Raw genomic sequence first — 20,312 nt, forward strand, 5'->3', positions numbered from 1 at the left:
TTTTCTCCGTCGCTTCATACTGCATTCCTCACTGCGCTTCCCCGTTTGCGCCGGCGTTGCGCAGCTTCTGTTATCTTCTGTGCATGACACGACGGCGTTGGATTGCCGATGAATATTCCGAGGATCAGGCGGCGCTGACCGGCGAGCACGCCGCGCACCTGGCACGTGTGCTCCGCGCCCGCGTGGGTCAGCAGTTTGATATTGCCTGCGGCGAGCAACTGCGCGCGGGCACCATCCGCTCCATCTCCGACGAGCGTGTGGAGTTCTCGCTCGGCGAAGCGCTGGCGGCTCCTTCCCTGCTGGACACCACGGTGCTGCTGGCGGTCTTCAAGTTTGACCGCTTCGAATGGGCGGTTGAGAAATGTACGGAGCTGGGCGCGCGGCGCATCGTTCCCGTCATTGCCCGTCGAACCGAGTCGCATCTGGCGCAAGCGGCGGTAAAGCGCGTGGAGCGCTGGCGGCGCATCGCCCATGAGGCTTCGCAGCAATCGCGGCGGCTGGTGCCTCCGGCCGTCGACGACCCCATCAAGCTGAAGGCAGCGCTCAACCTGACTGCCGACGCTCGTTTGCTTCTCAACGAGAACGAGCAGCAACTCACTCTGCGCGATGTGCTCACCGAGCAGACACCGGCTTCGGTCGCGCTCGCGATTGGTCCGGAAGGTGGATGGACTGAGGATGAGGTTGCGCTGTTCGGCGCCGAAGGATGGCAGAGCGTGACGCTGGGCTCGACGGTGCTGCGGGCGGAGACCGCAGCGATTGCCTCGCTGGCGGCGGTAACGGCGTTGATGGAGTGAGCCGGGCGGCGCTGAAATAGTTTGCGGCAGAAACACTGAGGGGGACGCTTTCGCGTCCCCCGTTGCCTTGTTCAGTGGAATTGCTGTTACTTCTTCGCGGCCTTCTTCGCCGGCTTCTTCGCGGCCTTCTTAGCCACCTTCTTCGCAGCCTTCTTCGTTGCCATTGTCTATTCTCCCTTTTTGTGTGATTGCAACACGCGTGTTGCAATTTGCTAGTTGTATAAGTGGAATGAAAAACGATGTCAAGCAAAAAACGAACTGCGAAACGAAGTGCTCAACCTCGCTTCGTTTGCTTCTTCACGTTTTTCATGCCGCCTGCTCACACACACTGAGAGAGCGACATGCGTTTCACCCGCATGTTTGCTGGGCTATTTCACCAGCACGCGAAGCACTGCTCCGATCGCAGCGTCCCACATGCCGTGCGCGATCATGCCGGGGCGCAAAGATTTTCTCCATAGCGCGAGAAGGCCAAAGGCGATTCCAAAGACGCCGATGAGCACCACGCGCATCGCTCCCTCGTAGAGATGACCGAGGCCGAAGACGACTCCGGCGAGCACGATGCCGGCCCACACGCGGCCTGTCCACGCGGCAAACTGGCGTTGCAAGTAGCCACGGAAGATGACCTCTTCACAGAAGCCCGCGGTGGCGCTGAGCCCCATGAACAGCCACATTTCAAGCGCGCCGCGCGGCACCAGGAAGCCGACCTGCTTTCTTAGGTCGTCCATCTGTTTGGTCTGCGCGCCCGCGCTGTGCACGTCAATCAGGTGCAGGGACGCAATCACCATTGCCACCGACAGCACGAAGACCACCCACGCCACCAGGAAGCCTGCGCCGAGCGCGACGTCCATCAAAAAGTCTTCAACCTTCTGCCAACGTCCGCCGATCAACTCGCGTAACTTGATTCCGCGCAGGTGAGCGCCCCACCAGCAATAGGCCAGCAGCGCAAACTCATAGGCGATGGTGCGGAGATAGGTTCCAACATGCGAACCCTGCGCCACGGCAGTGCGGTCGGCGCCCGCGCTGTTGACGGAGACAAACAGCAGCGCCGCAATCAGCAGAACGGTGTGCCAAACCGGCGCGATGCCACGGGCAGCGGGCGTCAACGGTTCAACGGCCGCGGAATCCAGTTGTGGTGCCTGCGGCTGCGGCAGATCAGGAAGCGGTTGAGGTTCCATCCAGGTTCTCCGATGAAGCAGACCCATCTTAATACGCGGCGCGGCGGAGCCCAGTTCACAAGTGCGGGCAGGAGTGACGCGGCGACCTGCCGGCAAAACAAAAGCGCGGAGCCGAAGCCCCGCGCCTGCATTCGAAATGCCTCTTGCTTAGTCGACGCTGAGCACGTTCTCGCTGGTGCCGAGCGCCTTCACCTGCTCCAGCACATTGCGGGCGAACGCGTAGATCGACTTCGCGTTGTTGGCGTTCTCACCGGACAGTGCCACTGGATGGCCGCTGTCCCCGCCCTCGCGGATGGTCGGGTCCATCTCAATGCGGCCGAGGAACGGCACGCTGAACTGCTGCGCGGTCTTCTCGCCACCGCCACGGGAGAAGACGTCGATCTCGTGGTTGCAGTGCGGGCACACCAGGTAGCTCATGTTCTCGGCAACGCCAAGGATAGGCACGCGGACGTGCTTGAACATCTCAATGGCCTTGCGCGCGTCCTGCAAGGAAACATCGCTGGGCGTGGTGACCACCACGGCGCCGGCCAGCGGCACGGTCTGCGTCAGAGAGATGACGACGTCGCCGGTTCCCGGCGGCAGGTCGACCACGAGGTAATCGAGTTCGCCCCACTCCACCTGGCTGAGGAACTGCTTGATCACCGAGTGCAGCATGGGGCCGCGCCACACCAGAGGCTCGTCGCCCGGATTGAGGAAGCCGACTGAGATGGTGCGCAAACCGTAGCATTCGGGCGGAATGATTTTGCCTTCGTCGGTCATCTGCGGCTGCGCGCCCGAGCCGAGCATGAGGGGAACGTTCGGGCCATAGATGTCTGCGTCAAGCAGGCCGACCTTGTAGCCCATGCGGGCCAGGGCGAGCGAAAGGTTCACGGAAAGCGTGGTTTTACCCACTCCGCCTTTGCCTGATCCAACTGCGATGACTGATTTGACTCCGGGAATGGATTGCGGCGCCGGCATCTGCGGGCTTGGTTGAGTATGCGACACGTTGTCTCCCTGCACGGATAAGCTGACCTGATTATATCCGTCACAGTGGGTTAGATGGAAAACGGGGGCCGCCGGTCGCGGAGAGCGGAACGAATTCTGCGCGAGGCCGCCAATGAACGCCGAGGCTTGCCGCAAAAGGAACGGCGCGACCCGAAGGCCGCGCCACTGTTTCAGGAGGTAAGGGGAGCTTAGTAGCCGTGCTCGTTTTCGCTCACATCCACCTTGCCGGCAAAGCTGTGGTAGACGTAGACGAAGTAGCCGACGGCAATGATGAAGCCGACGATCCACCAGCGGAAGGCCACGCTCATTGCATAGTCGGAGGTTGCGCTGTTCCAGACCGTCAGGTTGCGCGACGGATCGGTGGCAACCAGGATGTTCGGGAACAAAGCCCACACGCCGGAAACCAGCATGAAGACCAGATAGAGCGACGAGGCGTACCACGCAGCTAGGTCGTTGCCCTTCTTGCGCAGCACCGGTATCGCAAACAGGGTGACGAAGACCAGCAGCGGCGAAACCAGGGTAATCGGGTACTTCAGGTAGTTGCCCAGCAGTTCCGGATGGATGGCATAGGTGGCAGCGCCGCTCAGCAGCGTGAGCACCACCAGCGCCGGCCACAGCACCTTGGCAATGCCGTTGACGCGCGTGTGCAGGTCGCCATCCGTCTTGAGCGCCACCCAGTTGGCTCCGTGCAGCGAGAGAGCCACGCAGGTGCACAGGCCGCTCAGAATGGTGTACCAGTCCAGGATGCCTGGGTTCGGACCCACGTTGAAGTTGGTCCACAGCGGCAGGAAGAAGTACTTGTCGTCGCCGATGGGCACGCCACGGATGACGTTGCCGAGCGCGGCGCCGAGGAAGATGGTCAACAGCAGGCTGCTGACGCAGAAGACGCCGTCGAAGAAGTGCTTCCACACCGGAGCATCAATGTGGTTGCGCAGTTCGAGTGAAATGGCGCGTCCCATCAGCATCCACAGCACCATCATCAGCGGCAGATAGAAGCCGCTGAAGGCGGAGGCGTAAAGCTGCGGGAACGAGAAGTAGAGCACGCCGCCGCCGGCCAGCAACCACACTTCGTTGCCGTCCCAGACGGGGCCGATGGAGCGGATGATCTTGCGCCGCTCGTCGTCGGTCTTGGCAGCGATAAGGTGAATGGCGCCGGCGCCGAGGTCAAAGCCGTCGAGCACCACGTAAACAGCGACCATTACGGCCGTGATCCAGAACCAGAGAATCGGCATCATTAGTGCACCTCCGCCGCGGCCTTGGCTGCATCACCCGGCCCGTGTTCCAGTTCGCGAACCACGAGGAAGACGAACAGGATGGCAAGCATCGTGTACATACCCATGAAGCCCAGCAGCGTAAACCACGCGTTGCCGGCGTGCACGGACTTGGAGAAGCCTTCGGCGGTCCGCAGCAGGCCATAAACCAGGTAAGGCTGGCGGCCCAGCTCGGCGGTCATCCAGCCGGCGGTGTTGGCAATGTAGGGCAGCGGTGCGCTCAGCATCAGCACCCACAGCATCCAGCGCGCGTCATACAGCTTGCGGCGCCAGAGCATGATGCCCGAGATCAGCATGACGAGCATGAAGATGGTACCGAGGCCGACCATGATGTGATAGCTGAAGTAGAGCAGCGCAATGTTCTGCGGCCACTCGGATTGCGGGAACGCGTCGAGGCCCTTGATGTGAGCATTCCAGCTCCGGTAGGAGAGCATGCTCAGCAGCTTCGGCACTTCCAGCGGGTTGTCGATCTTGCCGGTCGTGGCGTCGGGCTGCCCCATGAGCACCAGCGGCGCGCCCTGCTGCGAATGGAAGAGGGCTTCCATGCCAGCCAGCGAGGCGGGCTGGTAGTCCACCAGGTTGCGGCCCTGACCGTCACCGGTCGGTCCAATGACCAGCAGCGAGGCGATGAAGCCGGCAATCACGCCGACCTTGACGTACATCTTCGCCTGCTCTTCAAAGCGCTTGCTCAACAGGTAGAAGGCGCCGACGGCCATCATGGCAAAAGCGCCCGTCACGACCGCTCCAGCCATGTTGTGCGCGTACTGCCACAGCGCCCACGGGTTCAGAATGAGCCCCCAGAAGGAGTTCAGGCTGACGCTGCCGTCGGTACCGACGGTGTACGCCACCGGGTGCTGCATCCAGGCGTCCGTGGCAATGATGAAGTAGCCCGACAGCCACGAGCCGACGAAGACGGCCATGGCCGAAAGCCAGTGAGCCTTGGGGGTAAGTTTCTTTTCGCCATAGAGGAACAGGCCCAGGAAGGCCGATTCCAGAAAGAAGGCGAAGGTGCCTTCCATGGCCAGCGTCTGGCCAATGACGCCGCCGGCGTAGCGGCTGAAGTGAGACCAGTTGGTGCCGAACTGGAATTCCATCGGAACGCCCGTCACCACACCAATAACGAAGTTGATTCCGAAGATCTTGGCCCAGAAGCGGGCGGCACGATTGTACTTTTCGTTGTTCGTCTTCAGCGCAAGAGTCTTGAACACCACGATCAGCGGCGCCAGGCCCATAGTGAGCTGAGGGAACAGGTAGTGGAACGTCGCACAGAATGCAAAATGCAGTCTATGTACAAGTAGCGCGCTATCCATCGTCTATCCTCGACAGGAGTGGAACACCAGTGACCGGAGCGTCCATCCCGCGAACCGCTCCGGCGCAGTCCCGGACAGGGTATTGGAACGAAGATTACGGAGTGTCCGGCGCGCTGGCATACCTAGCACGATTCTGTTTGGGTGCAAGAGTATGGGCTGTGATATACATCACATTGAAAATATTAAAAGCGGAGGAAAAACCGTTTTGAACTAGTGTTTACGATGGTTCGCGCCATCGTTAGGAAGTTTTTTTCGGGAACTCCAAATTTAGCGCTCGGCTCTTCGTGGAGAAGAGCCGAGTCCCCATGAAAAACACTGGGTCCACCGACGCCGGAAGGCTGCCCGGCTGGGCGGGTACGACGCGAGGCCGCCTGCTAGCCGTGGCGCTGCTTGCGTTTGCGCTCGGCCTCGGCCCGGCGCATCTCGCGGCGGTGTCCGGCGTCCTCGTAACGGCGCTTCTGCTCGTCGGTCTCCGGCAGCACCGGAGCTACGCGCTGCTTGCGGCCGTGGCGGTCAACGGCAACAAAGGTAACATAGGCCGAGCTGACATGGCGCTTCTCGCCCGTCAGGTAGCTCTCCACGTAAACCTTCACTCCCACTTCCATACTTGTGTTGTAGACGCGGTTGACCGACGAGCGGAACAGCACCACATCGCCGACATGCACCGGCACCAGAAAATCCAGGTGGTCGATGGAGGCGGTGACCACGTTGGAGCGCGCGTGGCGATGCGCGGCCAGCGCTCCGGCCAGGTCGATCCAGTGCATCAGGCGCCCGCCGAGCAGGGCTCCGAGCGGGTTCGCGTCGTTGGGCAGTACCAGTTCCACCATGTGTGAAATGCTGGCGTTGACCGGCTTGGGCGTCATAAAGTCCGCCTGCTCCGGCTGCATCTCGAGTTCTTTTTCTTCAGTGTTTTCTGCCATCGTCAAAGTTCCAAAAATTCCGTCCAACCCACTACCCTTCTCAGTCCGCGCCGCACGCCAGGCACGCAAAGCTCTCTGGTGCATGCATACGCAAACCCACGGGGCCGGACCTGATGCTGAAACTCACCCACACAAACTGTCACCATGCTAAACCGGATTCCAAAACTGCGCACGCGCGGGAGATATCCGCGCCCCACTCCAGGCGGCGTTTCCGGCTCCCCAAGGCGCCCGCTCAATCGGCTTTTCTGCCGCTCCGGGCTTCTGTGATATGTTCGCCACATGCCAGAAAGCGAACGCACCGCGCAGTTAAAAGCCATCCTTGCACAGGACCCGACGAACACCTTTGCCCGCTACGCGCTGGGCATGGAGTACTCCTCCGCCGGAGAGATCGAGCAGGCCGTCGCCGAATTCAAGACCCTTGTGGAGGCGCAGCCCGACTACGCCAACGCCTACTTCATGGCCGCGCAGGCACTGGCCCGCACTCCGGACCGCACCGCCGAGGTGATGAAGTGGCTCGAAGACGGCATTGCCGCCGCCCGGCGCAGCAACAACGGCCACGCCGAAAGCGAAATGCAGCAGATGCTCGACGATCTGGCTATTTGATGCAGAATTAGAGCGCGCGGATTTCCGGATCTCGACGCCCCACGCGGCGCAGCAGCCGGAGCACGCCCCACTCCACCAGCTTCGGCACAAAATGGTAGAGCCGGACAGCCGAATAGTGCGTCCAGGGCACAATGACCTCACGCAGGCTGGCCTCGTAGGCGCGTAGCACGCTCTTGGCAGCATGGCGCGCGTCAATGCCGCGCTTGCGGCTGCCCGCCACCCGGAAGGCATCCTCTCCCCACACGGAATTTTCCGCAAAGCCCGTGCGCACGTAGCCCGGGCAGACGTTGATGACCTTCACGCCCGTGTGCTTCAGTTCCAGCCGCGCCGCCCGGCTGAAGGCCGACAGTGCCGCCTTGCTGGCGCTATAGGCCGCCATGTAGGGCACGGCAATCTCCCCGGCCACGCTGGAGACGTTGACAATGGCGCCGCCGCCCTGCGCGCGCATCACCGGCAGTACCGCCTTCATGCACTCGATGGCGCCGAACAGGTTGGTTTCAAACAGCCCCCGGCACTCCTCCATGTCCATCTTTTCGACCGAGTCGATCAGGCCGTAGCCCGCGCAGTTCACCCACAGGTCGATGCGGCCAAAGCGTTCGACGGCCTGCTTCACAAGGTTGTCGATCTGCGGCCACAGGCGCACGTCGCAGGCCACGGCCAGCGAGTTCTCCGCCGAGCCGCCCACGCGCAGCCGAGAGGCCTCCACGCGCGCAAGGCTCCGCGAGGCCAGCACCACCGAGGCGCGCTGCTCCAGACAGATGCGCGCCACCTCCTCGCCAATACCCATGCTGGCGCCTGTAACCACCACAACCTTGCCCTGCATCATCATGGAAAGACCCTCCCGCCAAATCTCAGCAGGGCCGCGCAAGGCAGCCCCGGAAGCCCTCAGTTCTCCAATTACACGAAGGATTGGGTATTGAAATCCTGCGATGAACGGCTGCGGATTGCAATTGCAAATTTCTAATACCAGCAGTAATCGCACGAGGGGTGCAGGCCCCTTCCGGCGCGACGCCCCGGAGACGGCAAAGCCCCGCCGGGGCGGGGCTGCTTGTTTCGAACAGGAGACGGTTACGGCTTGTGTTCGCGCGCCACGGCGGCCTCCGCCACCTGGAAGCCCAGGCGCGAGTGCGTGCCATCGCAGAACGGCTTGTTGACGCTGGCGCCGCAGCGGCACAACGAGTACGCCGTGCGCCCGCCGAGGTCAATCGTGTTGCCCTCTTCGTCCACCAGTTCGATCAGGCCTTCCGGGTCTTCCACGCGCAGCGGCCCGTTGCGGCGCAGGGTGATCTTCACTTTCGACATGTGTCCTCCGTACGGACGGTTCTCCTAGTTGGATGCCGTAACCTCCGGACGGTTGCAAGCCACTGCTTTCTCCGCTCCCCCGCGCGCGTGGGGCATTCTCTATTCCCCGTGTCCGGGCCGCTGTTTTCGCGGCTCTGCGCTGCATGCGGCTTGCAAAATGGTGCGCATGTGGCACCTAAGCGCGTTTGACCCTGCCTGCGCATTGCGCGACCATAAATTCATAGCCTTTCTGCAAGGAGAAATCGTTGAGCTATATTGACCAGAATCTCATCGCCGGTGAGCGGCTTGTCTATCGCACGCGCCGGCACGGCATTGTGCTGCTGGTGCCCATGCTGATCGCCTTTGTGCTCGGACTCGGTGGACTCTCGCTGCTGGTGGGTTCGGCGCACTCGCACACGCACGGAACGGGCGGCTTTGGCGTTCCCGCTCTCATCCTGATCGTCATCGCCATCGCCATTGGCGGCTATGCCATCTTCTCGCGCGACTCCATTGAAATGGCCGTGACCAACAAGCGCGTCATGGTCAAGTCCGGGCTGCTCAGCCGCCGCACCGTGGAGATCATGCTGAGCAAGATCGAGAGCATCGGCGTGGACCAGAGCCTGACCGGCCGCATCTTCAACTTCGGCACCATCACCGTGCGCGGCACGGGCGGCACGCCGGAGCCGTTCTTCAAGATCTCGCACCCGCTCGAGTTCCGCCGCCAGGTGCAGGAGCAGATGGACCTGCACTTGAAGCCGGGCGAAACCCATCCCGCCGAGTAAACGCATCCGCTGCGCGGCAGGTGGCTACAGGCCCCTGCCGCACGGATTCTCTTCCTTCTCGCCTCCAACCATCTACCGCACGGCTCTGTTCCGCACCCAGCCACTTCAAACACAAATTCGTCGATGCGCTACGCATTGTGGCGCTCAGATTCCCACAAACACGCCGAGCCGACTTCGCGGCAGAAAAACGCGCGCACGCCAGAGACGTGCGCGCAGGTCCGTGGGGCCGATGGGTCGCACAAGAACTTCTGAGATATAGCGCCATCCACGCCGACGCACAGGGAGTTCAGCGACGGCGGCGCTCCGCGCGAGGACTCGCAACCAGAGGCGATCAGCCGCTTGCACCGGGGAGCAGCTTCAACCAGCCAGGCTACTGCACGGCTTCCAGGCGGCTGCGTATCTGCGAAGCCAGCAGGCAGACGGCGCGCAGCTTCTCCTCGGCCTCCGGAGGCATCTCCGGCGTGTGCAGCGCCAGCTCCGTGCTCAGCAGGATGCCGGTCACGGCGTCGCGAATCTCGCTGCGCAGCAGGCTCTCGGCGGAGCGCACCGCCACCAGCTTCGCCTCCTGGAAGCGGCGCAGGGCAAAGCGCACCTCGCGCGCCACGCGCTGCGCGCTGGCCACCGCCAGATTCACGTAGACGGGCACGGCCATGCCTGCGTGCTGCAGCAGGGCGTCGGTGTTTTCCGGTTCGGTGTCCGCCATGGGCTCGTCCAGCACCACCGCGCTGAACTCGGTTTCGCGCACCATGGCAACGGCGCGGCGCACGCTCTCGGCGGCCAGCACCGTTTCCTTCATCGCTTCTTCCAACTGGGAGGCAATCTGCCCGCCCGTTCGCGAACTTGTCACCAGCAGAATCATTGTCGTGTCCTCTTGGCTCCCGCGGGGACACCGGTGACGCATAGGGCGCCACCAGAGCACGGCGGGAGGGGGTTCTCCGCCGCGCTACTGGATGGTTCCGTATTCCTTGAGCTTGCGGTACAGGGTGGTCTTGCCGATGCCGAGCAGCCGCGCCGCTTCCAGCTTGTCGCCGTGCAGTTGCTCAATCGCCGAAAGGATCGCCTGCTTCTCCATCTCCGAGATGGGGACGATGCCCTTCGACGGCGCCGGCACCTGCGCAGTGGCCTGCGTCTGCTCCTTCCAGTTCTGGATGGGCGTCGGCAGGTCGGCGGTATGGATCGTCGGCCCTGAGCTGAGGGCGCAGGCACGCTCAATGCAGTTCTCGAGTTCGCGCACATTGCCCGGCCACTCATAGCTGAGCATCAGCTTCAGGGCGTCATCGCTGATGTTTCGCTGCACGCCGGTCGAGCGCGCCAGCCGCTCCAGAAAATGCCCCACCAGCAGCGGAATGTCCTGCTTGCGCTGGCGCAGCGGCGGAATCCTCAGGCTGAGCACGTTGAGGCGGAAGTAGAGATCGCGGCGGAAGGCGCCGGATTGCACCGCGGCCTCGAGGTCGCGGTTGGTGGCCGCCAGCACGCGCACATCGACCGGTATGGCCTTGGTGCCGCCCACCGGACGAATCTCCTTCTCCTGCAGGGCGCGCAGCAGCTTGGCCTGCAGGTCGACCGGCAGCTCGCCAATCTCGTCGAGGAAGATGGTGCCACCGTCAGCGACGGCCAGCAGCCCGTCCTTGCTCTTGTTGGCCCCGGTGAAGGCGCCCTTCACGTAGCCGAACAGTTCGCTCTCAATGAGCGAAGGCACCAGCGAGCCGCAATCGACGGCGATGAACGGCTTGTCGCGGTAGGGTCCGGAATAGTGGATGGAGCGCGCCACCAGTTCCTTGCCGGTGCCGCTCTCGCCCAGGATCAGCACCGGATGGGTGGAGTGCGCGGCCTTGGAGATGATGCGGTAGAGCCGCTCCATCTCCGGCGAACGCCCGATGATGGAGCCGAAGCCTTCCTTCGACTTCACCTGCTCGCGCAGGATGCGGTTCTCGGTGGTCAGCTGCAGGTGCCCGAGCACGCGGTCGAGGATGAGACGCAGTTCCTCGAGGTTGAACGGCTTGGTTACATAGTCATAAGCACCGTTCTTCATCGCCTGCACGGCCGACTGCACGCTGGCAAAGCCGGTCATCACGATGACCACCGTCTCCGGCCGGCGGCGCTTCACTTCGCGCAGCACTTCCAGGCCGCCCAGGCCCGGCAGCCGCAGATCCAGCAGCACCACGTCGATGGAATGCGCGTCGAGAACGCGGAAGGCGTGCTCGGCATTATCCGCAACAAATGTGTTGAAGCCGATGCCCGCCGCGACGTCCTTACACCCGTCCCGTATGATCCGCTCATCGTCAACGATCAGCAGGTTCAGCAGGTTCGCCTCGGCTTTGTCTGCCGCTGAGAGCATAGCCTTTGAGGCCAACATTGTACCCACATCGGGAATCCGGTCAAGTGTTCCGCCATTTTCTTCTGCGGATCGCCGCCCGCTCCCCGGCTGGGGGCCTCCCCCGTTGTGCGCCACGCGATCAATCTCTCCCATTGCCAGCGTCCTCGCTCTCTCCCAAAGTTTGGCTGTCCGCCGCAGCTTCCCCCGACGGCGGCAGCGCGACTCCGTCCTGCCCCAGAAGCGTCTTGCGCGCCTCGCGGATCAGCACCGCGCCGCGCTCCCCCAGCTCACAGATCCCCTCGGCATAGCTGCTCCCGGGAGTTCCCTTCAGATTGCGCTGCAACAGCCCCCCGGCGATCAGCACCCCGGTAAACAGATTGGCCAGCTCGTGCAAGATGGAGCGCAACTGCCTGACCCGCTCGGCGTCGAGCACGATCTCGGCCGCCTCCGTGCGATTTCCTACGGTCTCCATTGGCGCTCCATGTTTCACGCCACTCTAACTTGCAATTCCGGAACCGTCCCAGGTTAGAACATACAAAGCAATGAATTCAGGCGTGTTACGTCCCATTCCGGAGTCGGCTCCAAGGTGGGAATGAATTGTTCCGTTCCTGTTTCAGGCTGTCGGCACACGTGGCGCGGCAGTTTATCGGCATTAACTACAGGAGAATCAGCTGGGTGCTGATTCGGAACGCAGAGTTTCGTTTTGGGCCGCCGCTGGAGGTGACTTCGCAGTCTGTGGAAAATTCTCCTCTGGCCCGTGCTCGAGACTAAGAATTCTCTTAATTTCAACCCACCCCAGACGCTTCCGGCTTTGATTTAACTCCCGAAGCCGCACAGACTACGGGCAACGCTCCGGATTTTCTCCGTCGCGGACAATCGAAGCTCTCCCCCTTATCTGGGCAAGGTCGAAACTCCCAAGGGCGTGTAATTTCTACCAGAGCCTGGCTATATTCCACCTCGTAAGTCATTGAAAAACATACGAATGACTTTGGCACGCCATCTGCAATTACCGAGTTGTCCCTGCAATCGAACCTGGAGGAGAGATGAAGAACAGATTTACGGTACTTTCCCTGTTGTTGGTTGCTTCCCTGATGACTTTGACCGCCGCGTGCAATCACGCGAAGGCGGACCCGCTGGCGAACGACGCCGCGAAGATGGGCGACAGCGCCTCAAATGCTTCCGCACCTTTTGCCGGAAGCTCGGCCCAGTCCGCCAATGGAGCGGCCTCTCAGCCCGCAAGCGGCGCGCCCCCCTACTCGGCCAGCGCCCCCAAGCCGGAGGCGGCCCGTCCGCTGACCCTGGCGGCCGGCACTCCGATCGAAGTTCGCATGCAGACCTCGGTTTCCAGTGCGCAGTCGCGCAGCGGAGACCGTTTTGAAGCCGTACTGGCCGAGCCGTTGAAGTCCAATGGCGTGACCGTGGCGCCCGCCGGCGCGCTCGTCACCGGGCAGGTGACCAACGCCGAGAGCAGCGGCCGCCTTGAGCATCCGGGACAGATCTCCATCACGCTGGTTTCGCTGAACCTGAAGGGCCACAACGTGCCCATACAGACCTCGCAGATCTCGGCCAAGGCCGGCAGCCACAAGAAGCGCAACATTGAGTGGATCGGCGGTGGCGCGGCCACCGGTGCGCTGCTGGGTGGCATCTTCGGCGGCGGCAAGGGCGCGGCGATTGGCGCTGGCGCCGGTGCAGGCGCAGGCACGGCCACGGCCGCGGCCACCGGCAAAAAGGACGTCACGATTGCCTCCGAGCAGAAGCTGACCTTCAAGCTCGCGCAGCCGGTGACGGTGAATCAGTAAGCGGTTCGTAAGGATTTTATAGGTTTCAGTCGGCGGTCTCGGGACCACCGATTGAGAGGGTCCGGCAATGTTGTAATCATCGGGCTGGACCAGTGCTACTAGACTAGGCGCCCACTCAAGCTTGGCCGCTTGAGTGGGATTTTTTTGCCTCTGCAAAGTCAGCCACAAGCCGCCGCGTTCCGGCTGGTTTTACTTTGAAGTCTGAGCCGCCTTTGCCTTGTGCTTCCAGAGTTCAATCTGATCACGTACCTGGTCAGCGTCGGGCGCATCCGGCAGCAACTCCAGATAGTTCTGCATGTGTTCGGCGGCGTCTGCAAAATAGCCGAGTTCCCCGGCCAGCACTGCGGCGTTGTACCATCCCGCGGCCCACGTGGGCTCACTTTCCACACCGAGTTCATAGGCGTTCAGGGCTTCACCAGGCTTCTGCTGTTTGATGGCGTTCTCTGCCGCCAAGCGTTGCACGCGCGCGGTCGCCCCCAGCGGCGGCTTTTGCGAAAGTGCCCGCCACTTTGCAGCTTCTTGATGAAACTTCTCCTGCGGAGCGGACGGTGCTTGTGCGTGGAGATGCAGCACCTCAAACGCTACCGTAAGTTGAGTGGCTTCCTGTTTGCACCGCTCACTCTGCGCCGTCGGACACTCCGGACGCGCGGAGAACCCGAAAGGATACTTCTTTTTGAGAGTTTCCTCTGTCATCTCAAACCAGACTTTGGGTTTGGACGTCGAGTGCAGGGACCAGGCGCCGTCAATCCAGCGCGGAATATAGAGTTCGAGACCGCTGAAATCGACAACCAGATGAACCATGTGGCCATCCTGCGTGGACGCGTCGACTTTGAGCAGATTTCCCTCATACCGCGCACTTGCCGAATCGAAATGATAGGTTTTCGGAGACCCCCATTTGCTCATATTGGCGACGTAAGTGGATTGCAGCAGGGTGACCACCACGCGGCGCGCCTGCCAATAGCTCATTTCCTCGCCAGGCGCCGATTCCTGCGCAAGAGCCTGAACTCCTGCACTGCAGAAGACCGCCAACAGACATGCAATCTTGAGGATCTTCAAGGCCCTCTTCATCATCTTTCTCCCCATTCATGAGCCACGTGAGTTATCCGTGCTGAAGCCAGCGCTCAGCGGCCGGAACCCAGCATCTCTAATATCCAACGCATTGCGGCGTGCACCGTCCTCCAACGGTCTACTCCCGAGCCTCTCGCTCCAGAAGTGCATACTTTGAGTCCGTGCATTTCACAAAACATGAAAGGATGCTGCCCGGAGGCCAGCATTGCGGGGCGCTGTCTACCTCGCCTCTCCGCTGTCCATCCTGATGATTTCTTCGAGTCGCACACCGTCCGCACAAATGAAAAGGGACCGCCGAAGCGGTCCCTTTTGTCTTGTACAGCGATGGAATGCGTTTAGTTGCTGCCGCCGCTGGCCTTGCCTTCGCCGGAGGTGACGCTGGCCACGCGGCCGGTCTCCTTCAGTTCCATCAGGCCGCGGAATGCGGTAACGGCGTAGATGCGCGAGCCCTCGGCAAAGCCGTAGGCCACGTTGTGTCCGTTCACGCTGGTGGGCGCAAAGTGCTCGCCGCCATCGTGGCTGATGAACAGCCGGTCGTCGTTCTCACCGGCAATCAGCAGCAGTTGGCCGTGCGCGGTGTTCTGCACGCGGACGGTGCGCAGGTTGCGCGTCGGCAGGCCGTTGAGCACGTGCTCGAACTTGTCGCCCTTCAGGCAGACGCCTCCTTCGGCGGTCGCCATCCAGAGCGTGCCGTCCGCCGCGTAGGCCAGCGAGAAGATGCGGCTGATGTATTCCGGCACCGGCAGCACGCGCCAGCTTGCACCGCCGTCGTCGGAGACCACCATGTGGCGGCCCGTACTGGCCACCACGCGCGAACCCGAGTGCGCGACGGAGAGGAACTGCATCTCACCCGCCACCGGACCACCCGCCCAGCTGCGCCCCTGATTGCTGCTGCGCAGCACGCCGGAGTTGGTGGCTGCATACCAGACGTCGCCGGTGACATCGACGGCGTTGACGCGGCCGTTCACTTCGCTGCGTGTGACAATCGGCGGCGCGGGCTTCGGCGTCACCAGCTTGCCCTTAACGCGGACCGGCTTCGGAGCCGGCGCAGGGCGCTCGTTGACGACGAGGTTGGCCGCTTCCCAGCGGCGCGTGGAGGCCGTCCAGCGCAGCATGCCGCGCGTGGTGGCTGCCACCAGGTCGCCGTCCTTGGCGCGGCCCAGGTCGAGCACTTCCAAGTCGCGGCTGAGGCCCTCATTCATCGGCAGCCAGCGGCTGCTGTTGGAGGCGCGGTGCAGAATGCCACCGAACTCGCGGTCATGCAGCACGGCCACGGTCAGCGAGCCATCGGGCGCGGCCACAATGCCGGAGATGCGGCGCTGTGCGTAGCCTTCATTGGAGAGGCGGAAGTTCGCACCGCCATCCTCGCTGATGTAGACACCGGCGCGGTCGGTTGCCAGCAGCAGGTGCTTGGTGTTGCGCGGGTCGATCGAGATGTCATTCACGATCAGGTCCGGCGACGAGATGCGCTGGAAGTTCGCACCGCCGTTGGTGGTGCGCCACAGGCCTTCGGTGGTTCCTGCATAAACCGTCTGCGCGTCGACCGGGTCCTGCATCAGCACCAGGGTGCGGCGCGCGGTGCCCGGAATGCCCTGCACCTTGCGGTAGAGATCGCCGCCGTTCTCGCTCTTGTAGATGCCGGAGCAGGCGCTGGTGTAGACCTGGTCGGGGTTGCCGCGGCTCAGGATGATGGAGAAGATGTCCGAGTCGTCGATGAGCCCCTGCTTGATGTTGCGCCAGTTCTTGCCGCCATCCACGGTCTTCCAGGGCAGATGCCAGGTACCGGCGTAGACCACGTTGGGGTCGCGCGGGTCGATGGCCACGGACTCGAAATTGCGCAGGTCGGCATGGCCGTCAGGAGAAATCTTGCGCCAGGCATCGCCGTCGTCATCGCTACGGAAGACGCCATCGACGGTGACCGCAACCAGCGTGCGCGGGTTGCTCTCGCTCTGGGCAAAGCCGCGAACGCTCTTTCCATGCAATCCGGCGAGGCGCTGCCAGCTCTTGCCGCCGTCGCGCGTGCGGAAGACGTCGCCATCCTCGCGATGCACGCACCAGGCAGCTACATAAATGATCTTGGAGTCGCGGCGATCGAAGACGATGTGGTCGAGCGCGTAGTTCTCCTCGGTGCCGAGACGCACCCAGGGCGCCCAGGACTTGCCGCCGTTTTCGGAGACATAAATCTGCCCGGTTGTAGTCCCCAGCAGCACGTGCGAGGGATTGCGCGGGTCAAAGCTGAGCGAACGGGCGTCACCGCCCTCGGGGCCCAGCGAAAGCCACTGCGCCTGCATGAGGCTGGCACAGAGCAACAGAAGCGTGATGCAGAACCATTTACGAAACAGTTGCAACGACATTCGAAAGCACCTTCCTCCGGCAAGGTTTCAGGAAGTGGTGATTGAAGGATACTGCGGCTGGAACACGCCGCGGGCACGAAAAAGCCGGCCTGTTTACCCAAAGGGGACAGGCCGGCCGATTGCGATTCGCCCGCCCGTGATGCGAAATTGGGCGAGCACGGCTGTCCTACCGGACAGCCGCCGGAACAGTTACTTCTTGGCTGCCTTCTTGACGGCCTTCTTCACAGCCGGCTTCTCGACCACGGGGGTCAGAGCCGACGCATCGAAGGTGTCGCCCGGCTTCTGGAGGTAGACGTCAACCGTCTGCGCATCCTCGTTGCCGGTGTAGAGAACCACCGAGCCGGCATCCACGCCGCCGCCGTTCTTCGGATCGAGCAAGAACTCCTTGGCGTTGATGGCGCGCTCAGCAGGCAGGTTCTTGTGGGCCTTCTTCTCGGCAGCCCAGGCATTGCCGACCAGGATCAGCTTCGATCCCTGCGGAGCCTGCTGCAGAGCGTGGGCCGCGTCACGCAGCACCTGCTTGGCGGCGTTGTCGACACGAGCCGGACGCTTCTTGTCCGGGAAGTTGGCGGCGTTCAGCTTGGTGGCCGCAGTCGGAGCCTTCGCGCGCTCGTTGACCGTGACGGTGGTGCTGTCAGAAGCGGTCAGGTCGGCGCGACGGGCATCGTTCACGGTGCAGCTGACGGTGATGGTGCCGGAAGGAACGGTCGCGGTATCCAGCGTGTAGGAACCGTTGCCACCCTTCAGGGAGCCGGCGCTCGGCGAGCAGCTCTCGGTCAGAGGAGCATTGTCCGGGCTGCTGGTCTTGGTGGTAATGGCCGAAGGATCGCCCGAAGTGACAACCGACGGGTTGGCCGAAACCTTGATGACCGGCGGATGCATCGGCGGAGCCAGCACGGTGAAGTCGGTGGAGCACTTCGCGGACTGCTGGTTCTTGCCCTTGCCATTATCGGTGGCGGTGCCACTGATGGTGTACTTGCCAGGGGTCAGGCCAGCGGTCTCAATGGTGCCGGCGTTGTCCTTGGCAGCAACCTTGCCACCCGTTGCCTGCCACGCATAAACGACCTTGCGCTTGGGCTGGAAGTTCTTGGTGGCCATGCTGAACGAGACCGGCTCGCCAGCCTGGATTTCCTTCGGCGAGGAGGTGCAATCGGCGCTGACCATTTCCGGAGCCTTCGGCTGGCCGAAGTTGAAGACCAGACCGCTCTGGACGCGAACGCTATCCCACACCGCACCGGAGTCGCTATAAGCGGCATCCGCCGGATTCTTGAACTTCGAGAAGACGTAGTCGGCCTGGATCACGCGCCAGCTGAAGTAGCGATTCAGCAGGATGTCGAGACCGCCGCCGGCCATGGCCGCGAATGAAGTCGCGTCCTTGTAATTTGCCGGCGAGCTGTGGGCCACGCCCACCATGCCTTCAATGAACGGCTGCGCATGGTTGACCTTGAGGCGCGCCTGCGGGCCAACGAGGAAGCCGAGATGGCTATTGCCGTGGCTTTCCTGACGCGAGAAGTCCGCCGCGATCGTGAAGTACTTCTTGAACGGATGCGCCGCGGCAATTCCGAAGCCATGCATGTCACGGACTTTGTCTGCGTCCGTCGAGGGAGAGACATAACGGCCGTTCGGATGGAAGAACGAGTAGCCACCGAACAATTCCACCTTGGCCGGCTCGTCGCTTTGCGCGAAGACCGGCGAGGCCAGGCAGAACAACGCGGCCGCCAGAATAGAACTCACATAACGCTTAGTACCACGGGAACCAACTAGCATGCGATTTCCTCCGAAACTTTGCTAGCAAATACAGCAAGTCTTTTGCTCATACTGACTCAATATCTTTCAGACAGGCGGAGTCAACCACACTTCTTGTCACTGAGACTCCAACCACCCAAAACATTATCCCCCAAAAGTCGGCTTGAGGCCACTGTTTGGAAACCGACATGCTCGAGATTTTCTTTACTCTTTACACAAATTCGCACCCTCGCGAAACCGTGCAGCTCTCCCTGCAGGGTTCGGACCCTCATTCCGCAAGTCGTCTTCCATCGCTCGTGGAGAAAGACGCCTCCGTTCTCGGCGAGCATCGCTCAGGGCCCGCCGCGCTTTCCACCTGCCAACATCGCGACCAAAGTGTTACCTTTTTCGTGAACATCGGCGGCAGAGCCTCTGCGCCCTGCATCCAATTTCATGGGACTTCATTCCAGACCGGTGCCAGCACCGTGCCGCCACCGGAACGAGCAGGCTATGACAGCAGAACGAGTCCTCATCGTTGAGGACGAGGAAAACGAACGCAACGGCCTGGCGGAGTTGATCTCCGCTTGGGGCTACCGCACGGAGACCGCCTGCGACGGCATGGAAGGACTGGAGAAGGTTGCCGCCTGGGAGCCGGGCATCGTGGTCACCGACCTGAAGATGCCGCGCATGACCGGCATTGAACTGCTGGAGCAGATTGCGCAGCAGCCGCAGGAGATTGCGGTGGTGCTGCTGACGGCGCAAGGCTCCATTGACGCGGCGGTTTCTGCCATGAAGCTGGGTGCCTACGACTTTATCGAGAAGCCGGTGAACACCACGCGGCTGCGTGCCATTCTGCAGAACGCCTCGCGCCAGCGCGGCACCGAACGCGAGCTGGAAGCCACGCGCCGCCGCCTGCGCGACAGCGGGCAGCTAGGCTCGCTGGTCGGCTCCTCGCGCCAGATGCAGGAGATCTTCCACCTGGTCGAGCAGGTGGCACCCTCCACGGCCAGCGTGCTCATTACCGGCGAAAGCGGCACTGGCAAAGAGGTGGTGGCGCGCACCATCCACGAACTGAGCCCGCGGAAAGACAAGCCATTCGTCGCCATCAACTGCGCCGCCATTCCCGAGACGCTGATTGAAAGCGAGATTTTTGGTCACGAGAAAGGCGCTTTCACCGGCGCGCTCGAGCGCCGCATCGGCTGCTTTGAGCTGGCCGAGGGCGGCACGCTGCTGCTCGACGAGATTGGCGAAATGCCCGTGGGCACGCAGGCCAAACTGCTGCGCGTGCTGGAAGACCGCCGCCTGCGCCGGCTGGGTAGCAAGACGGAGACCACGGTGGACGTGCGCGTGCTGGCCGCCACCAATAAGGTCCCCGAAGAAGCGGTGGCGCGCGGCGAGCTGCGCAATGACCTCTTCTACCGCCTGAACGTCTTTAACATCGCCATGCCGCCGCTGCGCGAGCACAAGGAGGACCTCCCTGCGCTCGTGGAGGCCATGATCGCTGAGATGAACACCAAGCACGGACGCAACGTGCGCGCCGCGAGCGAAGCTGTGCTGCAACTGTTCCAGCAGCATGCCTGGCCGGGCAACGTGCGCGAGCTGCGTAACACGCTGGAGCGGGCCGTCATCGTCTGCGACGCCGAAGTGATTGAGCCGCGCCACCTGCCGCCCGGAATTGGCAGCGCTACGCTGGCCACGGCGGCCGCCACCGGTGACGGCATTCGTCTGGGCGTGGGCACCACCGTTGGCGAGGCGGAAAAGCAGCTCATCTTCAAGACCCTGGAATTCACGCACAACAACAAGACGCGCGCTGCCGAAATCCTCGGCATCAGCCTGAAGACGCTGCACAACAAGCTGAAGGAATACAACCAGCAGCCTTCCGGCGACGAGCCGGACGGCGCAGGGCAATAAGCGGGCGGCCGCGCGGTA

At 62.5% G+C, this 20,312-nt stretch carries 18 protein-coding genes; 5 read left to right on the plus strand and 13 right to left on the minus strand.

The features are described 5' to 3' along the window. The first annotated feature begins 83 nt into the window (after nucleotides 1-83). Nucleotides 84-794, plus strand: coding sequence for an RsmE family RNA methyltransferase (locus AC6IZO_RS07615; protein WP_497809603.1), 711 nt, complete (start codon nucleotides 84-86; stop codon nucleotides 792-794). 368 nt (nucleotides 795-1,162) lie between these two features. On the opposite strand, the gene AC6IZO_RS07620 is transcribed toward AC6IZO_RS07615, so the two are convergent. The 5 genes from AC6IZO_RS07620 to AC6IZO_RS07640 all read right to left on the minus strand — a co-directional run bounded on the left by AC6IZO_RS07620 (nucleotide 1,163) and on the right by AC6IZO_RS07640 (nucleotide 6,454). Beyond that, nucleotides 1,163-1,969, minus strand: coding sequence for a CPBP family intramembrane glutamic endopeptidase (locus AC6IZO_RS07620; protein ID WP_497809605.1), 807 nt, complete (start codon nucleotides 1,967-1,969; stop codon nucleotides 1,163-1,165). Between the two features lie 147 nt (nucleotides 1,970-2,116). Further along, nucleotides 2,117-2,926, minus strand: a complete 810-nt coding sequence (locus AC6IZO_RS07625; protein ID WP_497809932.1) for an Mrp/NBP35 family ATP-binding protein — start codon at nucleotides 2,924-2,926, stop codon at nucleotides 2,117-2,119. Between the two features lie 215 nt (nucleotides 2,927-3,141). Then, nucleotides 3,142-4,188 carry a cytochrome d ubiquinol oxidase subunit II gene (gene cydB, locus AC6IZO_RS07630; RefSeq protein WP_497809607.1) on the minus strand — a complete coding sequence of 349 codons (1,047 nt, stop codon included), beginning with the start codon at nucleotides 4,186-4,188 and terminating at the stop codon, nucleotides 3,142-3,144. Further along, complete coding sequence (locus tag AC6IZO_RS07635; RefSeq protein WP_497809609.1) at nucleotides 4,188-5,534, minus strand: cytochrome ubiquinol oxidase subunit I; 1,347 nt, start codon at nucleotides 5,532-5,534, stop codon at nucleotides 4,188-4,190. The genes cydB and AC6IZO_RS07635 overlap by 1 nt, the downstream gene beginning before the upstream one ends. A 374-nt stretch (nucleotides 5,535-5,908) precedes the next feature. Beyond that, entirely contained in the window at nucleotides 5,909-6,454 is a 546-nt protein-coding gene (locus AC6IZO_RS07640) for an acyl-CoA thioesterase (RefSeq protein ID WP_497809611.1), read from the minus strand. Between the two features lie 279 nt (nucleotides 6,455-6,733). On the opposite strand from AC6IZO_RS07640, the gene AC6IZO_RS07645 reads away from it, so the two are divergent. After that, entirely contained in the window at nucleotides 6,734-7,057 is a 324-nt protein-coding gene (locus AC6IZO_RS07645; protein ID WP_497809613.1) for a tetratricopeptide repeat protein, read from the plus strand. A gap of 7 nt (nucleotides 7,058-7,064) precedes the next feature. Here the strand turns inward: AC6IZO_RS07645 and AC6IZO_RS07650 are convergent, their stop codons facing one another. Together AC6IZO_RS07650 and AC6IZO_RS07655 are read right to left on the minus strand one after the other, a co-directional pair. After that, nucleotides 7,065-7,886, minus strand: a complete 822-nt coding sequence (locus AC6IZO_RS07650) for an SDR family NAD(P)-dependent oxidoreductase (protein WP_497809615.1) — start codon at nucleotides 7,884-7,886, stop codon at nucleotides 7,065-7,067. 239 nt (nucleotides 7,887-8,125) lie between these two features. Then, nucleotides 8,126-8,359 carry a CDGSH iron-sulfur domain-containing protein gene (locus AC6IZO_RS07655; protein WP_497809617.1) on the minus strand — a complete coding sequence of 78 codons (234 nt, stop codon included), beginning with the start codon at nucleotides 8,357-8,359 and terminating at the stop codon, nucleotides 8,126-8,128. Nucleotides 8,360-8,604: 245 nt separating this feature from the next. On the opposite strand from AC6IZO_RS07655, the gene AC6IZO_RS07660 reads away from it, so the two are divergent. Beyond that, on the plus strand, nucleotides 8,605-9,120 hold the full coding sequence (locus tag AC6IZO_RS07660) for a PH domain-containing protein (protein WP_497809619.1): 516 nt from the start codon (nucleotides 8,605-8,607) through the stop codon (nucleotides 9,118-9,120). A gap of 370 nt (nucleotides 9,121-9,490) precedes the next feature. Here AC6IZO_RS07660 and AC6IZO_RS07665 read toward each other — a convergent pair whose 3' ends face one another. The 3 genes from AC6IZO_RS07665 to AC6IZO_RS07675 form a co-directional block, all read right to left on the minus strand. After that, nucleotides 9,491-9,979, minus strand: coding sequence for a hypothetical protein (locus tag AC6IZO_RS07665; RefSeq protein WP_497809621.1), 489 nt, complete (start codon nucleotides 9,977-9,979; stop codon nucleotides 9,491-9,493). A gap of 84 nt (nucleotides 9,980-10,063) precedes the next feature. Then, nucleotides 10,064-11,458 (minus strand): sigma-54-dependent transcriptional regulator, encoded by a 1,395-nt coding sequence (locus AC6IZO_RS07670; RefSeq protein ID WP_497809623.1) that lies wholly within the window; start codon nucleotides 11,456-11,458, stop codon nucleotides 10,064-10,066. A gap of 118 nt (nucleotides 11,459-11,576) precedes the next feature. Beyond that, nucleotides 11,577-11,909: a hypothetical protein gene (locus tag AC6IZO_RS07675; protein ID WP_497809625.1), complete on the minus strand. Its 333-nt coding sequence runs from the start codon at nucleotides 11,907-11,909 to the stop codon at nucleotides 11,577-11,579. 571 nt (nucleotides 11,910-12,480) lie between these two features. Between AC6IZO_RS07675 and AC6IZO_RS07680 the strand changes: the two genes are divergently transcribed. Beyond that, nucleotides 12,481-13,236, plus strand: coding sequence for a hypothetical protein (locus AC6IZO_RS07680; RefSeq protein WP_497809627.1), 756 nt, complete (start codon nucleotides 12,481-12,483; stop codon nucleotides 13,234-13,236). 189 nt (nucleotides 13,237-13,425) lie between these two features. Here the strand turns inward: AC6IZO_RS07680 and AC6IZO_RS07685 are convergent, their stop codons facing one another. The 3 genes from AC6IZO_RS07685 to AC6IZO_RS07695 all read right to left on the minus strand — a co-directional run bounded on the left by AC6IZO_RS07685 (nucleotide 13,426) and on the right by AC6IZO_RS07695 (nucleotide 18,392). Further along, nucleotides 13,426-14,292, minus strand: coding sequence for a hypothetical protein (locus AC6IZO_RS07685; RefSeq protein WP_497809629.1), 867 nt, complete (start codon nucleotides 14,290-14,292; stop codon nucleotides 13,426-13,428). Between the two features lie 347 nt (nucleotides 14,293-14,639). Beyond that, a complete protein-coding gene (locus AC6IZO_RS07690; protein ID WP_497809631.1) occupies nucleotides 14,640-16,658 on the minus strand; it encodes a WD40/YVTN/BNR-like repeat-containing protein in 2,019 nt (672 codons plus the stop codon). A gap of 189 nt (nucleotides 16,659-16,847) precedes the next feature. Next, nucleotides 16,848-18,392 (minus strand): putative outer membrane beta-barrel protein, encoded by a 1,545-nt coding sequence (locus AC6IZO_RS07695; RefSeq protein WP_497809633.1) that lies wholly within the window; start codon nucleotides 18,390-18,392, stop codon nucleotides 16,848-16,850. Nucleotides 18,393-18,893: 501 nt separating this feature from the next. Here AC6IZO_RS07695 and AC6IZO_RS07700 point away from each other — a divergent pair. Continuing rightward, the gene (locus tag AC6IZO_RS07700) at nucleotides 18,894-20,294 is read left to right on the plus strand and encodes a sigma-54-dependent transcriptional regulator (RefSeq protein ID WP_497809635.1); all 1,401 of its coding nucleotides are present in this window, start codon (nucleotides 18,894-18,896) and stop codon (nucleotides 20,292-20,294) included. Nucleotides 20,295-20,312: the final 18 nt, after the last annotated feature.

It is taken from the genome of Oryzophilus luti (assembly GCF_059726245.1).

What these genes read in the sequence shown, in the direction of transcription:
- AC6IZO_RS07615 (WP_497809603.1), top strand. Translation starts at nt 84, where the DNA reads ATGACACGACGGCGTTGGATTGCCGATGAATATTCCGAGGATCAGGCG.
- AC6IZO_RS07620 (WP_497809605.1), bottom strand. Translation starts at nt 1,969, where the DNA reads ATGGAACCTCAACCGCTTCCTGATCTGCCGCAGCCGCAGGCACCACAA.
- AC6IZO_RS07625 (WP_497809932.1), bottom strand. Translation starts at nt 2,926, where the DNA reads ATGCCGGCGCCGCAATCCATTCCCGGAGTCAAATCAGTCATCGCAGTT.
- cydB (WP_497809607.1), bottom strand. Translation starts at nt 4,188, where the DNA reads ATGATGCCGATTCTCTGGTTCTGGATCACGGCCGTAATGGTCGCTGTT.
- AC6IZO_RS07635 (WP_497809609.1), bottom strand. Translation starts at nt 5,534, where the DNA reads ATGGATAGCGCGCTACTTGTACATAGACTGCATTTTGCATTCTGTGCG.
- AC6IZO_RS07640 (WP_497809611.1), bottom strand. Translation starts at nt 6,454, where the DNA reads ATGGCAGAAAACACTGAAGAAAAAGAACTCGAGATGCAGCCGGAGCAG.
- AC6IZO_RS07645 (WP_497809613.1), top strand. Translation starts at nt 6,734, where the DNA reads ATGCCAGAAAGCGAACGCACCGCGCAGTTAAAAGCCATCCTTGCACAG.
- AC6IZO_RS07650 (WP_497809615.1), bottom strand. Translation starts at nt 7,886, where the DNA reads ATGATGATGCAGGGCAAGGTTGTGGTGGTTACAGGCGCCAGCATGGGT.
- AC6IZO_RS07655 (WP_497809617.1), bottom strand. Translation starts at nt 8,359, where the DNA reads ATGTCGAAAGTGAAGATCACCCTGCGCCGCAACGGGCCGCTGCGCGTG.
- AC6IZO_RS07665 (WP_497809621.1), bottom strand. Translation starts at nt 9,979, where the DNA reads ATGATTCTGCTGGTGACAAGTTCGCGAACGGGCGGGCAGATTGCCTCC.
- AC6IZO_RS07670 (WP_497809623.1), bottom strand. Translation starts at nt 11,458, where the DNA reads ATGCTCTCAGCGGCAGACAAAGCCGAGGCGAACCTGCTGAACCTGCTG.
- AC6IZO_RS07675 (WP_497809625.1), bottom strand. Translation starts at nt 11,909, where the DNA reads ATGGAGACCGTAGGAAATCGCACGGAGGCGGCCGAGATCGTGCTCGAC.
- AC6IZO_RS07680 (WP_497809627.1), top strand. Translation starts at nt 12,481, where the DNA reads ATGAAGAACAGATTTACGGTACTTTCCCTGTTGTTGGTTGCTTCCCTG.
- AC6IZO_RS07690 (WP_497809631.1), bottom strand. Translation starts at nt 16,658, where the DNA reads ATGTCGTTGCAACTGTTTCGTAAATGGTTCTGCATCACGCTTCTGTTG.
- AC6IZO_RS07700 (WP_497809635.1), top strand. Translation starts at nt 18,894, where the DNA reads ATGACAGCAGAACGAGTCCTCATCGTTGAGGACGAGGAAAACGAACGC.